We start from the raw sequence: 14,812 nt of genomic DNA on the forward strand, positions 1-14,812 counted from the left end.
GGCCCCCATGACCGCGTCGGTGAGCGGAGCCGCAGACCGCGCCAGCAATACCGCACGCCGCGCCGCCCGCAACGACTGGATCACCCGGATCGGTCGTGTCGGACTGGTCGCGTACGGCGTCGTGAACCTGTTGATCGCGTTCCTGGCGATCCAGGTCGCGACCGGTGACTCCGGCGAGCAGGCGAACAAGAACGGCGCCCTGCAGGAGGTGGCCGAGAAGCCGTTCGGTCCGGCTCTGCTGTGGATCATCGCGGTCGCGCTGATCGGGCTGGCGATCTGGCAGTTCGCCGAGGCGATCTGGGGACACTCGTCGGCCGGGAAGCGTCGGCTGAAGAAGCGGGTGATCAGCGCCGGTGAGGGCGTGCTGTTCGCGTTCCTGGCCTTCAACGCGATCAAGTTCGCGATGGGTAGCGGCAAGACCGGCAGCAAGACGCAGTCCTTCACCGCGAAGCTGCTCGGCGAGCCGTTCGGGCAGGTGCTGGTCGGCATCGTCGGCGTGGCGATCATCGTCGGGGCGGCGTTCGTGATCTGGCACGGCTTCAAGAAGAAGTTCCGCGAGGACCTGGATCTGACCCACGCCGACGCCAAGGCGCGCACCGCCGCCGAGCGGTTCGGGCAGGTCGGGTACATGGGTATCGGGGCGGCTTATGCGGTGGTGGGGGCGTTGGTCGTGGCGGCGGCGGTGAGCTACGACCCGGACAAGGCGTCGGGGTTGGACGGTGCGATGAAGACGATCGCCTCGCAGCCGTTCGGTTCGGTGTTGCTGTGGCTGGTTGCGCTGGGGTTCGTCTGCTATGGCGTCTACTGCTTCTTCGACGCCCGGTACCGCAAGTCGTAGAACGCGCGAGGGAGGGTGGCGATGGCCTGCTGAAGCCTTCGCTGCTCTCAGCGGGGCGACGTCAGAGCGTCGCCGGGGACGCGTACACGACCACGTTCGCCTCGTACGTCTGGGTCTTCCGGTCGTACGGGCTGGTGCACGTGACCAGCACCAACCGCTCCGGTACCGACTGAGCGAACACGTCCCCCGGCAACTGCGCCTTCTTGTAGACGCGCCGCGCCGCCACGCGGTACGCCCGCCGTCCGGCCGTGCTGTCGACCCAGATCAGATCCCCGATCGACAGCGATCCGATCTTGTAGAGCGCCCCCGGCCCCAGCTCCCGATCGTCCACATGACCGGCCAGAACGACCGAACCGAAACCGGAGCCCGGCCCGGCGCCGGCCGACCACCAACCGACCCGCTTCGGGTTGTCGGGCAACGTGAGCCCGCCGACCGGGTCGAGCTTCTCCGACTCGACGCTCGCCTCGACCCCGAGCACCGGGATCACCAGACGCTTGGGGTGCGCGACGTCCGGCGCAGCCGGGACGACGACGGCCGGCCCGGACGCCTTCCGCGGCGACGGGGCGGGCCGCGCCTCGGCGGTCTGGCCGGGCACGACGCCGACCTCGGACGGCAGAGCCGGCGCCGGCGGCGGGACGAGCGCGTAGATCGCGGCCGCGGCCAGGCACACCACGCCCGTGCCGAGGCCCAGGTACGCGGGCCAGCGGCTGGTCCGGTCGGGCTTGGGAATCCGGAACCGCCGGGGCAGCCGGAACCGCGGGCGCTCCGGTAACACGAAGCGCCGGGAGGGCAGCTCGTTCACTCGAGATGCCCGGCCGAGCGCCGACGCCAGAGCCAGGCCGAGCCGACCAGGAAAGCCAGCCCGATCGCCGCCAACGTCGCTGCGATCGTCGGCCGGTTGCCCGGTGAGATGCCCCGCCCACTGTCGACCTGCCCGGGAGCCGCACCCACGGCCGGCGCCGAGTCGTCGAGCGAAGCGGCGTGGGCCGCCACGACCGGCGACGCCTGCCGGGCCAGGGCCTTGACCTCGGCGTTCTGGCCGCTGGTGACCTCGGCCTCGATCAGCCGCCGATAGGACGCCTGACCCTGCCGCTGAGTGGTGACCCAGAGCCCGTCGAACGACGAACCGCTGGTCTGCTCATAGCGGTTGAGCGTCGCCTGCTGGGTGGTGTCGGGACGGGCGGGCAGGTCGACGCCGAGTTTCTTGGCCACCGGGCGCAGGTCGTTGTCGAGCTTGGTGTGATCGGTCAGCCAGCGGTTGGCGAGATCACGCGTGTCCTGCTCGGTGGCCTTCCGGATCGCGATCCGCGCGGCCGCGATCGCGGCCAGGTTGGCCTGGTGGGCACCGCGTAAGTACGACTGATCCTGGGCGTTGACGCCGGCAACGGGTGCGGCGTGAGCCGGAGCAGCAACGGCGAGTAGCGCGCCGATCGTCACGATCAACGCTGTCAAGCGACGCCGCATGGCACCGTCCCTTCCGGGCCGCCGTTGTTCACGGAGAACGTACCCGATTCCTCCTAGTGACCTCTTCATCGCGTTCCGTTCTAGCGCCTGGGGTACCCGCCGTATTCGGTCCGTACGCGTCCCGGTCGTACGGCCGCTCTACGATCGGCGGGTGGCCGTGACCGAAACGCTTGACCCGCCAGCCGAGAAGCCCGCTGCCCGGCCGTCGCTGCGGTACCGATTGGCGACGGGTCTGCCCACCGATCAGGCCTGGTCCTGGCTGTGGACCGGGCTGGTCGCGCTGCTCGCGCTGGTGTTGCGGCTGGTCGGCCTGGGCACGCCGGGCACGAAGATCTTCGACGAGGTCTACTACGCCAAGGAGGCGCACGACCTGCTCCAGGCGGGCGTCGAGCTCAACAAGGAGGGCGACGGCCCCGGGTACGTCGTCCACCCGCCGCTGGGCAAGTGGATGATCGCGCTGGGTGAGCACGTCTACGGCTACAACGCGCTCGGCTGGCGGATCTCGGCCGCGCTGATCGGAGCGCTCTCGGTCCTGCTGCTGGCCCGCATCGCCCGGCGGATGTTCGGCTCGACGCTGCTCGGCTGCGTCGCCGGTCTGCTGCTGGCGCTCGACGGGCTGCACTTCGTCATGAGCCGGGTCGCGCTGCTCGACATCTTCCTGATGTTCTGGCTGCTCGTCGCGTTCGGCTGCGCGCTGCTCGACCGCGACTCGACCCGCACCTGGCTGCTGCGGAAGGCCGAAACCGGCGCCGATCTCACCGCCACCGCGGGCACCCGCGTCCCCTGGTGGCGGATCGCGATGGCGGTCAGCGCGGCCTGCGCGCTCGGCGTCAAGTGGAGCGCGACCTGGTACATCGTCGCGCTGTTCGGCATCGCGTTCTGGTGGGCCGTGCAGGCGCGGCGCACCGCCGGGGTCGAGCGGCCGTTCGTCGACACGCTGGCCCGCGAGACCGGCTGGTTCGTGCTCTGCGGCGTGCTGCTGCTGGGGATCTACCTCTCGACCTGGACCGGCTGGTTCCTGTCCGACGACGGCTGGAACCGGCACGGCGACCCGTGGCCCGGCCCGGCCTGGCTCCCGTCGGCGCTCGGGAACCTGTGGGAGTACCACAAGCACGCGTACGAGTTCCACACCGGCCTGCACGCCAAGCACGACTACCAGTCCACGCCGTGGAGCTGGCTGTTCCTCGGTCGCCCGGTCGCGTACTACTACTCCAGCGACGGCGGCTGCGGCGCCGAGAACTGCTCGGCCGAGGTGCTCGCGCTGGGCAACCCGCTGATCTGGTGGGCGTTCATCCCGGCGCTGGTGATGACCGGCTGGCGCTGGCTGGCCCGGCGCGACTGGCGCGCGGGCGCGATCCTGCTGATGAGCCTGGGCGCCGGCATCATCCCGTGGACGTTCTACCCGACCCGCACGATGTTCTTCTTCTACACGCTGCCCGCGCTGCCGTTCCTGGTACTCGCGGTCACGCTGGGGCTGGGCATGGTGCTCGGCCCGGGCGCGCTGCCGCGCACCGAGGCGGTGCCCGACCGCGTGCGTCTGATGGAGCCGGTCACCGACCGCGACCGACGCCTGGTCGGCGCGGTCGCGGTGGCCAGCTATCTGCTGGTCGTCGCGGTCACGTTCGCGTACTTCTACCCGATCTACACCGGCGAGCAGCTCACGTACGAGTCCTGGCACTCGCGGATGTGGTTCGACTCCTGGATCTGAGCCCGTCCGGCGCCACCGAGCGCTACGGGCGCCAAGCGGGGTCGCGTCCGAGTAGGCGGAGAATGCGGTCGCTCGGGGCGTCGCCCTCGACGGGCGGAAGCCCCGGAGCGAAGGCGCTGCCCGCTTCGGTGCGCTGCTCGCCGTCCGGAATGGACGAGACGAACGGCAGGAGCGCGTCGGCCACGTCCTCATCGGGCGTGAAGGGGAGGCCCAGCGTCGCGGCGACGTCCCAGGAGTGGGCGAAGTAGTCGACGGCGTGGATCGCGATCGCGAGCGCGGCCGGGAGCGGGCCGGGGGAGACCTCGGGAAGCGAGCACGGCCGGTCGCCGTCGGAGACGGCGGCGAAGGCCGCGAGGACCTGGCCGGAGGCGGTGCGGTAGGCGCGGGCCGGGTCGCTCCCGATCGGCCTCACGGTCCAGTCGGCCGGGACGCCCTGGACGGACGCGGCGAACCCGCGGTGCTGGGTGGCCATGTGGGCGAGCAGGTCGCCGAGGTCCCAGTCGGTGCACGGGGTCTTCCGGCCGAGGTCGGCCGCGGTGACGCGGTCGACGACCTCGACGCTGAGGTGGACGGCGTGGGAGTCGTAGTCGCGGGCGTTCTCGAGATTAATAGGCACGCGCCTACGATCTACGGACGATTACGATTTGTCAACGGGTATGTTCGGCGCATGCCTCGCCCGGATCTCGCCGCGATGCTCGGGCCGCTCGGGCGGAGGTTGCTCGCCCTCGAGCGGCCGATCCTGGCCGCGCACGGCGTCTCGATGTGGGGGTACGCGGTGCTGCTGCGCCTGGCCGACGAGCCGGTGCGGGCGCAGGCGGCGCTGGCCGAGTCGATCGGCGCGGACAAGACCCGGCTGATCCCGGTGCTCGACGAGCTGCAGGCGGCCGGGCTGATCGAGAGGACCCCGGACCCCGCTGACCGGCGGGCGCGGGTGCTGTCGATCACCGCGGCCGGCCGGTCGCTGCGGGATGCCGTCCAGACCGAGATCCAGGCGCAGGAGGAGCGGTACCTCGCGGTCCTGCCGCCGGATCAGCGCGAGGCGTTCCTGACCGCGCTCCGGACGCTGGCCGGCTTCACCGGCTGAGGAGTCACCACGGGACCCGGCCGTCGTCGTCCCAGACGGCTCCGGTGGAGCCGTCGCGACCGAGGGTCGCGAGCTTCACGATCACCCGCGCGCCGTCCGCGGCGGTCCGGTCCAGCTTCAAGCCCATGGCGGACGCGAAATCCGTCGCGATCGCGCCCGGGTTGGCCGCGTTGACCAGGATGCCCTCGCTGAACAGCTCCTTGGCGTACTGCAGGGTCAGCATGTTGAGCGCGGTCTTCGAGGGGGCGTACGCCGACGAGGCGGGGGAGCGGGCGAAGTAGTCGGTCAGATCGGCATGCCGGGTCAGTGAGCCGACCCGGCTGCTGACGTTGACGATGCGGGCGGCCTCGGAGCGGCGCAGCAGCGGCAACATCGCGTTGGTGACCGTGATGACGCCGAGGAAGTTCGTGTCGAAGACCTCGCGGACTGTTTTCATGTCGGCCTGGCTGGGCGGGCCGGCCCGGAAGCCGGAGATGCCGGCGTTGTTGATCAGGACGTCGAGCACGCCGAAGGTCTGGTCGATGTGCTCGGCGGCCCTCTGGACCGTGGACTCGTCGGTGACGTCGAGCGCGACGGTGTGGGCGTCGAGGCCGTTCGTTCGTAGGTCGGCGGCGGCTTCTTCGCCGCGGCGGGCATCCCGGGAGCCGAGGATCACGGTGATCTTCTGCTGCCCCAACTGCTCCGCGACGGCTTTACCGAGGCCCTTGTTGCCGCCGGTGATGAGTGCGATCGTCATGCCGTCGAGCCTCGTGCGGGGCCGCCGGTGACGCCATGCCACTCTCGGTCTGCGCCGATACCGTACGGGTATCAGCTCGGCGTGAACTGGTCGTTCGGTACGTCTGTGCCGTTGGCGCAGTCCGGTGGGTGGCTAGGTGGCGATGTCGTTGGGGATCTGCGCCAGTCGAGCCTGATCCGCGGCCAGCGCATCACCGGAGGATTGACATCGATCGGCGACTGAGACGCCGTCGCGGCCGGCTGCCCATCGGAGTCACCGAGCAGCAGCGCGGTCGACCGGGTCGGCGGAGATCGCGAGTTACCGGGCAGCAGCCGGGCCGGCCTCGACGCTCGTCGGCGAGCAGCCGCTAGTACGGCGGGTCAGGGGCGCTTACCGTGGGGGTATGGAGACGCTGGAGGTTCGCGAGCTGACGTACTTCGTCGCGGTCGCGGAGGAGCGTCATTTCGGGCGGGCGGCCGCTCGGCTCGGGATCGCGCAGCCGCCGTTGTCCCGGGCCATCAAGGCGATCGAGCACCGCGTCGGCGTGCCGTTGTTCGAGCGCACCAGCCGGGGCGTCCTGCTCACCGCGGCCGGCGAGGTGCTGCTGGAGGACGCGCGCCGGCTGCTCGAGGCGTCGACCGCGGCGGTGGCCCGCGCCCGTCGCGCCGGATCGGACCAGCCTCGGCTGGTACTCGTATTGAAGCCGGGCGCCGACGGCGGGATGCTCGCCGAGGTCCTCCGCGAGTACGAGCACGCCCCCGACGCCGTCCCGGTCGACCTCCACACCTGCGGCTTCCGCGAGCACGCCGGGCTGCTGCGCGCGGGCGTCGGCGACGTCGCCCTGATCTACGGGAAGGATCCGGACCTGGCCGGCCTCGACAGCGAGGAGCTGTTCCGGGAGGGCCAGATCCTCGTCGTGGCGCAGGATCACCCGCTGGCCGCACGCCCGTCGATCACGATGGACGAGGTCCACGCGCAACCGACCCCGCTGTGGACGGGCGACGGCTCCGTGCCTCGCCAGGGGGAGTTGCCGCAGCTCGTCGCCCTGGGCCGATGGATCCACCTGGCGCCGATCTCGGCCGGTCACCACCTGCGCCGGGACGTGGCCGCGGTCCCGGTCTCGGACGCCCCCGAGCTGCCGGTGCTACTCGCCTGGCCCGAACAGCACCGCTCGAAGGCGCTCGCGTCGTTCGTCCGGACGGCTGTGGATATCGCGGCCGAGCGTCGCTCGTTGCGCTAACTTGCTGGCGTGAACGAGCTCGCGGTGCCGGACGCCGTCTTACCCGCTTCCGTCGATCAACCGATGCTGATCTACCGCGACGACGCGACCGGTGAGCGGGTCGAGCTGTCGGTCCGCGAGCTGTCCGGCTGGGCCGCCCGCACTGCCCGCCTGCTGCACGAAGACTGCCGGATGCAGGTCGGTGACACCGCGGCCGTGCTGCTCCCGCCGCACTGGCAGACCGCCGGTGTGCTGCTCGGGGCCTGGGCCGCCGGGGTGTCGGTGTCGTACCAGGGCTGGTCCACCGCGGGCCTGCTCGACGGCGCTCCGGTGGATGCGCGGTTCGTCAGCGCGGAGCGGCGGCGGAGCTTCCTCGAGAACCTTCCCGAGGCCACCCACTGTTTCGTGCTGGGGATGGGGCGCGAGGTCGTCGACGATCTCGACTACGACGTCGAGGTGCTGCGGTACAGCCCCGACCTGCCCTCCTACGCGCCGCTGCGCTGGACCGACGAGGCGAGCGTCGGCGGTACGACCTATCGCGAGCTGGGCAGCATCGCGGCCGGCGTGGCCGACCAGATCGGCCTGCGCGCCGGCGACCGCTTGCTGGTCGATGCGGCGTCGTTCGAGCAGCCGATCCACTGGTTGTTGACCCCGTTGGCGGTGGGGGCCTCGGTAGTGGTCTGTGCCAATCTCGACCGGAACCGTCTGACCGACCTCCGCGCCGAGGAGAACGCCACCCACGTCCTGTAGGCCCGGCCGGGTGCCGGGTGCCGGGTGCCGGGTGCCGGGTGCCGGGTGGCCGGGTGCCAGCCAGGCGCGGGGGAGCATCGCGGTGGCGGGCGTTGGCGGTCTTCTGACGGTTGGGCGCGCGGTGGCCGCCGTCGGGAATCGTGCTGAGGTCCTTCGTGCCGACGTCGACCGACGCGCCGGGCGGTCGTATTCGTAGCGGCGGATCGGCGCGACGGTAGCCCGGTTGAGGTGCGGTGCGGTCGGAGTGCGGTGCGGTCGGAGTGCGGTGCGGTCGGAGTGCGGGGCGGTCGGAGTGCGGCGCGGTTGAGGTGCGGCGCGGTCGGGGTGCGGCGCGGTCGGGGTGCGGCGCGGTCGGAGTGTCCGCGGCAGTGCGGCCGGTCGCACCGGCACGGCCGTGCGGTCGGCCGCGACCAGCACGGCGCGGACCGCGTCCCGGGCCGGGCGCCGATCGCGGTTGGCGGGCTGCTGTCGCCCGCAAAGCCGCACGATCCGTTGGGCACGGCCAGCGAAGATGCGCGCCCGGCCGCCACACGGCGCCCCGCTCCAGGCGGCCAGCCGGCCAGCCCGCCGGCCAGCCGAGCACAGCGCGCCGGGCCGTCACACGAAGCCCCGCTCCAGCCAGCCAGCCCGCCCGCCCGCCCGCCCGACGCCCACCCCCAGCAACTGAGCGGACGTCAGAACGCGTACGGGCCGAAGCGTCCCCAGGCCACTACCAGGGCCAGCACCAGCAGCACACCGCTCGGCACCAGCGCCGCGTACTCACGACGCACCACATGCATCGCGACCGCGCCGAGCATCACCACGGCCAGGCCGGCCGCCGCCACCGGCACCAAAGCCGGCGCCACGTCCACCGCCGCCGGCAGCACGACGCCGATCGCGCCCAGCACCTCGAGCACGCCGATGGCCCTCGGCGCCCAGCTCGGCGCATCCGCGGCCCACGCCTGGGCGGCGACGTACTTCTCGTGCGTCAGCGCCAGCTTGAACGAACCGGAAAACAGAAACGCGGCCGCGACCAGCCCAGCAACGACCCACAGAACAACGTTCACGACTCTCCACATCCCAGCGATGACTTAAACAGTGAAGTCAACCTAGGCCGCTATGAGTTAAACATGCAAGTCACTGCTAGGATCTCGACGTGACCGACGAACCTCGCTGGCTCGACCCCGACGAACTCCGGACCTGGCTGGCGCTGTTCTCCGTACTGGTCCGCCTACCGGGCTCGCTCGACGCCCAGCTCCAGCGCGACGCCGGCATCAACCTCTTCGAGTACATGCTGCTCGCCGGGCTCTCCGACGCGCCCGACCGCCGGCTCCGGATGAGCTTGCTCGCGCACATCTCCGAGGGCTCGCTCCCGCGCCTCTCCCAGGCCATCGGCCGCCTCGAGAAGCGCGGCTGGGTGCGCCGCACCCCCGATCCCGAGGACGGCCGCTACACGCTCGCGATCCTCACCGACGAGGGCCAGGCCAAGGTCTCCGAGACCGCGCCGAGCCACGTCGCCGAGGTTCGGCGTCTGGTCCTCGATCCGCTGTCCAAGGCCCAGCCCAGGCAGCTCCACGACATCTGCGGCCGCATCATGCGCACGATCGACCCGGACGGCCCCTACCCAGGCGCCCGCCCCTACTAAATCCCGCCCGCCCCCGGTCCCAGCCAGCCACACCAGCCCGCCCGCGCCCCGCGTTCCGGTCCGGGCCCCGGCGTTCCGGTCCGGGCCCCGGCGTTCCGGTCCGGGCCCCGGCGTTCCGGTCCGGGCCCCGGCGTTCCGGTCCGGGCCCCGGCGTTCCGGTCCGAGCCCGGCCCTCCGGGCCCAGCCCCCGCCCTCCGGGCCCAGCCCCCGCCCTCCGGGCCCAGTCCCCGCCCTCCGGGCCCAGCCCCCGCCCTCCGGGCCGCGCCCCCGCCCTCCGGGCCCAGCCCCCGCCCCTCCGAACGGGGCCCCGCCCCCGGGACGACCCCCTCCGCGGCGAGCTCCAAGCCCAGAACAGCGACCTCACCCCCGACTCGGCACCCCCTCCGAACTCGGAAAGTGCTTCCGCAAATCAGCCGCCACCACCCGATCCAGCACCCGATCCGGCAACACCCGAGTCAACCGCGTCATCACCGCCGCATCCCGCCCGATCGTGTACCTGGTCCGCGGACGCCGATCAGTCACCGCCCGCGCGATCACCCGCGCCGCCGCCCCGGCCGACACCCCTCCCGCCGTAAATGCCGCCGCATGCGACATCACCGCCTGCATCAACGCCCCGTACCGCTCCCTCTGAGCCGCGCTCATCCCCGACGCCAATCGAGTCGCCGTCTCGACACCCCGCGCTGCCATCTCGGTCTGCACCCCACCCGGCTCGACCACGACCACCTGCACCCCGTGCGGGGCCAACTCCCGGCGCAGTGCATCGCTGACCGCTTCCAGCGCGAACTTCGTCCCCGCGTACGCGCCGTACGTCGCCAGCGCGACCTTCCCGCCGATCGAGCTGATGTTGACGACCCGGCCCCGGCTCCGCAGCAGGGCGGGCAGCAGCGCCTGGGTCACCTCGATGTGCCCGAACAGGTTGACGTCGAACTGGCGCCTCCATTCGTCCATCGGTAACGCCTCGACCGGCGCGTTCACCGCGATCCCGGCGTTGTTCACCAGCGCCAGCAGCGGCCGCGGGTCGGCGTCGACCCGGGCGGCCAGCGCGGCGATCTGCGCCGAATCGGTGATGTCGAGGAGCACCGGCTCGACGCCGTCGGCCCGAAGCGCCTCCCCGTCGCGTTCCCGGCGAACCCCGGCCAGCACATGGAAACCGCGCCCAGCCAGCTCGCGCGCACTGGCCGCACCCATACCGGTCGAAGCGCCGGTCACGACGATCATAGTTTCAGTTGACGTTGTCACCTCACCTACGTTAGCGACTGAGATGACATTGTCAACAGTAAGCTGGAGGCATGGTCACCCGGGTCGAATCAGCCGCCGCCACCCGTCAAGCTCTCCTGGAGGCCGCGCGCGAACTGCTCGACGCCGGCGGCCCCGAGGCGGTCACCCTGCGCGAGGTCGGAGCCAGGGCAGGCGTCAGCCGGGGCGCGCCCTACCGGCACTTCGCCGACAAGGAGAGCCTGCTCACGGCCATCGCGACCGAGGCCTGGGAGCGCATCGGCGACGCTGTCCAGGCGCTGCGCGCCGACCCCGACCTCGAACCGGCCGACAAACTGAAGAGCGCCCTGACCGGCCTCATCGAGCTCGGCCGCCGCCAACCGCGCCTCTACCAGCTGATGTTCACGACCCCGTCCGGCGACCCGTCGGCGATCGCGAACGCGGCCGGCCGCAGCCAGGACGAGTTCCTCGCGATCGTCGCCGAACTCGTCGGCGAGGCCGACGCCTACCGCTACGGGGCCCTCCTGATGACGAGCGCCCACGGCATCACGGGCATGGAGGTGAGCGGCCACCTCACGGTCGAGAAGTGGCACACGAACCCCGACGAGCTGGTCGCCCTGCTCGCCGCGCTCGTTCTTGACCGGCGTGGAACGCCGTTCCATGATTGATGGATCAACGTTCCAGGGAGTGGCCATGACTGTCACGATCATCGGTGCGGGCCTGGGCGGGCTCGTGCTCGCCCGCGTCCTCCACGTCCACCACGTCCCCGTGGTGATCTACGAGGCGGAAGCCTCGGCCGGGGCCCGCACGCAGGGCGGGCAGCTCGACATCCACCAGCACAACGGTCAGCCCGCCCTCCGGGCGGCCGGGCTCACCGCGGAGTTCCGCGCGATCATCCACGAGGGGGGTGGGGCCAACCGCATCCTCGACCCGCAGGGAAAAGCGCTGCTCGACGAGCCGGACACCGGCGACGACGCGCGTCCGGAGGTCCTCCGGGGAGATCTGCGCCGGATCCTCATCGAGTCGCTTCCCGCCGACACCATCCGCTGGGGGAAGAAGCTCGCCTCGGCCGCGTCGCGCGACCGTGGCCGCGGCCGCCACGAGCTGACCTTCACCGACGGCGAGACCGTGACGACCGACCTGCTGGTCGGTGCCGACGGTGCCTGGTCGAAGGTCCGTCCGCTGCTGTCCGACGCGAAGCCCGAGTACGTCGGGATCACGTACGTCGAGACCTACCAGTACGACGTCGACGAGCGGCACGCCCCGTCCGCGGAAGCCGTCGGCGCCGGTTCGATGGCCGCGCTCGTCCCGGGCCAGGGGATCACCGCGCACCGCGAGGCCGGCGACGTCATCCACACCTACGTGCAGCTGACGCGCCCGGCCGAGTGGGCCGCCGGGATCGACTTCGGCGATCCGGCCGGCGCCGCCGCCCGGGTCGCGGCCGAGTTCGACGGGTGGGCGCCCGAGCTCACCGCGCTGATCACCGACATCGAGGTCGGGCCGACGCTGCGGATGATCTACGCGCTGCCCGACGGTCACCGCTGGGACCGCGTGCCCGGCGTCACGCTCGTCGGCGACGCCGCCCACCTGATGGCGCCGAACGGCGAGGGCGCCAACCTGGCGATGCTCGACGGGGCCGAGCTCGCGCAGGCGATCGTCGCGCACCCCGACGACGTCGAGGCCGCGCTCGCCGCCTACGAGGCGGCGATGTTCCCGCGCAGCGAGGCCGAGGCCGTCGACACGCACGTCATCCTCGACCTCTGCCTCGGCGACCGCGCGCCCTACGGCCTGATCGACTTCCTGACGTCGGCCTGAGTCCGGCTACCAGGCGTCCGACAGGATGAACAGACCGATGCCGATCAGGACGACCGGCAGGAGCACGTGCCCCCAGCGGGAGAGCACCCCGGCCACCGCCGGACGGGTGGCGAAGAAGCGACCGGCCGCCACCCAGACCGCGACCAGCACCAGGAACACGACGACGTAGACGCTCGTGCCGCCGGCGCCGGCCGTCGCGAAGACCGGCACGTAGACGCCGATGTTGTCGCCGCCGTTCGCGAACGTGACCGCGGCGACGGTCAGGGCGCTCGTGGCCGGTTGCGGGCCGTCGTCGTCGCCGGAGTGCCGGAACGCCTGCACGGCGGCCTTGATCCCCAGCGCGATCGGGAGCAGGCCGAGGTAGGGGATGGCCGCGTCGGGGAGGAACGTCGCGCCGAACGCGGCCAGCCCGGCGGCGACCAGGATCCCGGCGAAGCCGAGGTACTGGCCGAGCGCGATGTTCCGGAGCGTGTGGCGGTGCCCGGCGCCCTGGGCGAAGAAGAGCGCGAGGATCAGGATGTCGTCGATGTTCGTGACGGCGAACAGGCCGATGGCCTGCCCGATGATGCCGAGGCTCATGGGTCGTCTTTCGGTTCTCGGCAATCCGGGCTTCCCGCTCAGCTCGGGGCGTGGGCCAGTTCGTCGTGGTGGGCCGCGCCCGGATGGCTGGCCGGGTCGACGTGCACGGTCGCGCCGCCCAGCTGAGGGATCGCATGCGACAGCTGATGTTCGACCCGGGCCGCGAGCTCGTGTGCGGCCACCAGCGTGAGATCGGCATCGGCGACGACGTCCGCCTCGGCGTGCATCCGGTGACCGATCCAGCGGAGTCGGACGGCGCCGACGGCGTCGACGCCGGGGGTCGCGCGGATCGCGCTCTCGGCCGCGTCCACCAGCACCGGATCGACCGCATCCAACAGTCGCGCCAGCACCTCGGCGGCCGCGTCCTTCAGCACGACAACGATGGCCACCGTGATCGCGAGCCCGACGACCGGGTCGGCCCAACTCCACCCCACCGCCGCGCCGCCAGCGGCCGCGATGACGGCCAGGGACGTGAACCCGTCCGTGCGGGCGTGCAGGCCGTCCGCGACCAGCGCCGCGGAGCCGATCTTCCGTCCGACCCGGATGCGGTACCGGGCCACGGCCTCGTTGCCGACGAATCCGATGAGCCCGGCGACCGCAACCGCACCGACGTGCGTCATCGACGCCGGATGCAGGAGCCGATCGACCGCGGTCCAGCCGGCGAGGACCGCCGATCCGGCGATCGTCAGTACCACCGCGAGTCCGGCCAGATCCTCCGCCCGGCCGAAGCCGTAGGTGAACCGTCGGGTGGCGGCCCGCCGCCCGACGAGAAACGCGATGCCCAGCGGCACCGCGGTCAGTGCGTCGGCGACGTTGTGCAGGGTGTCGCCGAGCAGCGCAACCGATCCCGAGAGCACCACGATCGCCGCCTGGGCCGCCGCCGTGAGCCCGAGAACCACCAGGGAGATCCACAGTGCCCGCAAGCCCTCGCGGGAGGACTCCATCGCCACTGACCTGCAACAACACCCCTGCTCAGGGCACCAGGGTCGGTGTCCGCGACTCCTCGTAGGCCTCCACCATCGACGCCGGTAGCAGCAGGAACAAGCGCGGCGCTATGCGCTCTATCGCCCCTCCGCATCCGATCACCAGGCCGGTCGCGAAGTCGACCAGCGGCGTCGCGTCGTCTTCCTCGTACTCGTTCAGGTCCATCACGACCGGCGTACCGCACCGGAACCAGTCGCCGACGTAGAAGACTTCGTTGTAGTTCTGCGGACGGAGTGTCTTGACCACCGAATCAGTGTGCTGCACGAGCGTCGGGGCTCAAAGGAGACGCGCGCCGGGGGATGCAACGTTTCGCACCGCTCGGCGTGTAGTCAGAGTGTGAGGGCCACCGACTTCGAGGCGTACGTCCGCGCGCACGGCGCCGGACTGCTCCGCTTCGGACACGTCCTGACGCTCGACCGGGCGGCCGCGGAGGATCTCGTCCAGGAAGCGCTGATCCGGGTCGGGCTGGCCTGGCCGCGGATCCGGCGGGACGGGAACCCGGTCGGGTACGCGCAGCGGACCATGGTCAACCTGTTCCTCAACCGGCGCCGGCGCGTGAGTGACGTCCCGGTCGAGCAGGTTCCTGAAAAGGCACACGAGGACGCGGCGCTGTCCGCGGTCGACTCGGCCGACGCGGTCCGGCACGTGCTCGCCGGGCTGCCGCCCAAGCAGCGGGCGGCGATCGCGCTGCGGTACTTCGCCGACCTGCCCGACGACGAGATCGGCCGCCTGCTCGGGTGCACGCCACAGACCGTGCGGTCGCAGGTGTCACGCGGGCTCGCAGCGTTGCGCCAGCAGCTAGCGCAGGAGAGGTGAG

General features: G+C 71.7%; 17 protein-coding genes and 1 pseudogene. 9 read left to right on the forward strand and 9 right to left on the reverse strand.

The window, feature by feature from the left end; all coding sequences use genetic code 11:
• The first annotated feature begins 7 nt into the window (after positions 1-7).
• Positions 8-838 carry a DUF1206 domain-containing protein gene (locus FL583_RS03595; protein ID WP_142703000.1) on the forward strand — a complete coding sequence of 277 codons (831 nt, stop codon included), beginning with the start codon at positions 8-10 and terminating at the stop codon, positions 836-838.
• 61 nt (positions 839-899) lie between these two features.
• Here FL583_RS03595 and FL583_RS03600 read toward each other — a convergent pair whose 3' ends face one another.
• Positions 900-1,640: a class F sortase gene (locus FL583_RS03600; protein ID WP_170323465.1), complete on the reverse strand. Its 741-nt coding sequence runs from the start codon at positions 1,638-1,640 to the stop codon at positions 900-902.
• Positions 1,637-2,302, reverse strand: a complete 666-nt coding sequence (locus FL583_RS03605) for a DUF4142 domain-containing protein (RefSeq protein ID WP_170323466.1) — start codon at positions 2,300-2,302, stop codon at positions 1,637-1,639. Before FL583_RS03605 ends, FL583_RS03600 begins: the two co-directional genes overlap by 4 nt.
• Positions 2,303-2,453: 151 nt before the next feature.
• On the opposite strand from FL583_RS03605, the gene FL583_RS03610 reads away from it, so the two are divergent.
• Positions 2,454-4,010 (forward strand): dolichyl-phosphate-mannose--protein mannosyltransferase, encoded by a 1,557-nt coding sequence (locus tag FL583_RS03610; RefSeq protein WP_205751811.1) that lies wholly within the window; start codon positions 2,454-2,456, stop codon positions 4,008-4,010.
• Between the two features lie 22 nt (positions 4,011-4,032).
• On the opposite strand, the gene FL583_RS03615 is transcribed toward FL583_RS03610, so the two are convergent.
• Positions 4,033-4,626 (reverse strand): TIGR03086 family metal-binding protein, encoded by a 594-nt coding sequence (locus FL583_RS03615; RefSeq protein ID WP_142703004.1) that lies wholly within the window; start codon positions 4,624-4,626, stop codon positions 4,033-4,035.
• Positions 4,627-4,677: 51 nt separating this feature from the next.
• Here FL583_RS03615 and FL583_RS03620 point away from each other — a divergent pair, with 51 nt between their 5' ends.
• Entirely contained in the window at positions 4,678-5,094 is a 417-nt protein-coding gene (locus tag FL583_RS03620; RefSeq protein ID WP_142703005.1) for a MarR family winged helix-turn-helix transcriptional regulator, read from the forward strand.
• A gap of 4 nt (positions 5,095-5,098) precedes the next feature.
• Here the strand turns inward: FL583_RS03620 and FL583_RS03625 are convergent, their stop codons facing one another.
• A complete protein-coding gene (locus FL583_RS03625) occupies positions 5,099-5,830 on the reverse strand; it encodes an SDR family oxidoreductase (RefSeq protein ID WP_142703006.1) in 732 nt (243 codons plus the stop codon).
• 382 nt (positions 5,831-6,212) lie between these two features.
• Here FL583_RS03625 and FL583_RS03630 point away from each other — a divergent pair, with 382 nt between their 5' ends.
• Positions 6,213-7,049: a LysR family transcriptional regulator gene (locus FL583_RS03630; protein WP_170323467.1), complete on the forward strand. Its 837-nt coding sequence runs from the start codon at positions 6,213-6,215 to the stop codon at positions 7,047-7,049.
• A 9-nt stretch (positions 7,050-7,058) separates the two neighbouring features.
• Complete coding sequence (locus FL583_RS03635; RefSeq protein WP_205751812.1) at positions 7,059-7,778, forward strand: TIGR03089 family protein; 720 nt, start codon at positions 7,059-7,061, stop codon at positions 7,776-7,778.
• Positions 7,779-8,452: 674 nt separating this feature from the next.
• On the opposite strand, the gene FL583_RS03640 is transcribed toward FL583_RS03635, so the two are convergent.
• Positions 8,453-8,824 (reverse strand): DoxX family protein, encoded by a 372-nt coding sequence (locus tag FL583_RS03640; RefSeq protein WP_142703007.1) that lies wholly within the window; start codon positions 8,822-8,824, stop codon positions 8,453-8,455.
• A gap of 89 nt (positions 8,825-8,913) precedes the next feature.
• Between FL583_RS03640 and FL583_RS03645 the strand changes: the two genes are divergently transcribed.
• On the forward strand, positions 8,914-9,402 hold the full coding sequence (locus FL583_RS03645) for a MarR family winged helix-turn-helix transcriptional regulator (protein WP_142703008.1): 489 nt from the start codon (positions 8,914-8,916) through the stop codon (positions 9,400-9,402).
• 360 nt (positions 9,403-9,762) lie between these two features.
• On the opposite strand, the gene FL583_RS03650 is transcribed toward FL583_RS03645, so the two are convergent.
• Complete coding sequence (locus tag FL583_RS03650) at positions 9,763-10,620, reverse strand: SDR family NAD(P)-dependent oxidoreductase (RefSeq protein ID WP_142703009.1); 858 nt, start codon at positions 10,618-10,620, stop codon at positions 9,763-9,765.
• 71 nt (positions 10,621-10,691) lie between these two features.
• Between FL583_RS03650 and FL583_RS03655 the strand changes: the two genes are divergently transcribed.
• Both FL583_RS03655 and FL583_RS03660 read left to right on the forward strand, forming a co-directional pair.
• Positions 10,692-11,285 (forward strand): TetR/AcrR family transcriptional regulator, encoded by a 594-nt coding sequence (locus tag FL583_RS03655; RefSeq protein WP_142703010.1) that lies wholly within the window; start codon positions 10,692-10,694, stop codon positions 11,283-11,285.
• A 25-nt stretch (positions 11,286-11,310) separates the two neighbouring features.
• Entirely contained in the window at positions 11,311-12,432 is a 1,122-nt protein-coding gene (locus tag FL583_RS03660; protein WP_240746566.1) for an FAD-dependent oxidoreductase, read from the forward strand.
• 6 nt (positions 12,433-12,438) lie between these two features.
• Here FL583_RS03660 and FL583_RS03665 read toward each other — a convergent pair whose 3' ends face one another.
• The 3 genes and pseudogenes from FL583_RS03665 to sepF form a co-directional block, all read right to left on the reverse strand.
• Positions 12,439-13,011 (reverse strand): cadmium resistance transporter, encoded by a 573-nt coding sequence (locus FL583_RS03665; protein ID WP_142703012.1) that lies wholly within the window; start codon positions 13,009-13,011, stop codon positions 12,439-12,441.
• A gap of 38 nt (positions 13,012-13,049) precedes the next feature.
• Positions 13,050-13,958 (reverse strand): annotated as a pseudogene (locus FL583_RS03670) (cation diffusion facilitator family transporter); the annotation flags it as partial.
• Positions 13,959-13,983: 25 nt separating this feature from the next.
• On the reverse strand, positions 13,984-14,241 hold the full coding sequence (gene sepF, locus FL583_RS03675; protein ID WP_170323468.1) for a cell division protein SepF: 258 nt from the start codon (positions 14,239-14,241) through the stop codon (positions 13,984-13,986).
• 90 nt (positions 14,242-14,331) lie between these two features.
• On the opposite strand from sepF, the gene FL583_RS03680 reads away from it, so the two are divergent.
• Positions 14,332-14,811: a SigE family RNA polymerase sigma factor gene (locus FL583_RS03680; protein ID WP_142703015.1), complete on the forward strand. Its 480-nt coding sequence runs from the start codon at positions 14,332-14,334 to the stop codon at positions 14,809-14,811.
• The last annotated feature ends 1 nt before the right edge of the window (position 14,812 follow it).

The organism is Cryptosporangium phraense (assembly GCF_006912135.1).
Lineage (GTDB): Bacteria > Actinomycetota > Actinomycetes > Mycobacteriales > Cryptosporangiaceae > Cryptosporangium > Cryptosporangium phraense.

Bases quoted from the DNA above. Each gene is read 5' to 3' on its own strand.
- FL583_RS03595 (WP_142703000.1), top strand. From the start codon at position 8: ATGACCGCGTCGGTGAGCGGAGCCGCAGACCGCGCCAGCAATACCGCA.
- FL583_RS03605 (WP_170323466.1), bottom strand. From the start codon at position 2,302: ATGCGGCGTCGCTTGACAGCGTTGATCGTGACGATCGGCGCGCTACTC.
- FL583_RS03620 (WP_142703005.1), top strand. From the start codon at position 4,678: ATGCCTCGCCCGGATCTCGCCGCGATGCTCGGGCCGCTCGGGCGGAGG.
- FL583_RS03625 (WP_142703006.1), bottom strand. From the start codon at position 5,830: ATGACGATCGCACTCATCACCGGCGGCAACAAGGGCCTCGGTAAAGCC.
- FL583_RS03630 (WP_170323467.1), top strand. From the start codon at position 6,213: ATGGAGACGCTGGAGGTTCGCGAGCTGACGTACTTCGTCGCGGTCGCG.
- FL583_RS03650 (WP_142703009.1), bottom strand. From the start codon at position 10,620: ATGATCGTCGTGACCGGCGCTTCGACCGGTATGGGTGCGGCCAGTGCG.
- FL583_RS03655 (WP_142703010.1), top strand. From the start codon at position 10,692: ATGGTCACCCGGGTCGAATCAGCCGCCGCCACCCGTCAAGCTCTCCTG.
- FL583_RS03660 (WP_240746566.1), top strand. From the start codon at position 11,311: ATGACTGTCACGATCATCGGTGCGGGCCTGGGCGGGCTCGTGCTCGCC.
- FL583_RS03665 (WP_142703012.1), bottom strand. From the start codon at position 13,011: ATGAGCCTCGGCATCATCGGGCAGGCCATCGGCCTGTTCGCCGTCACG.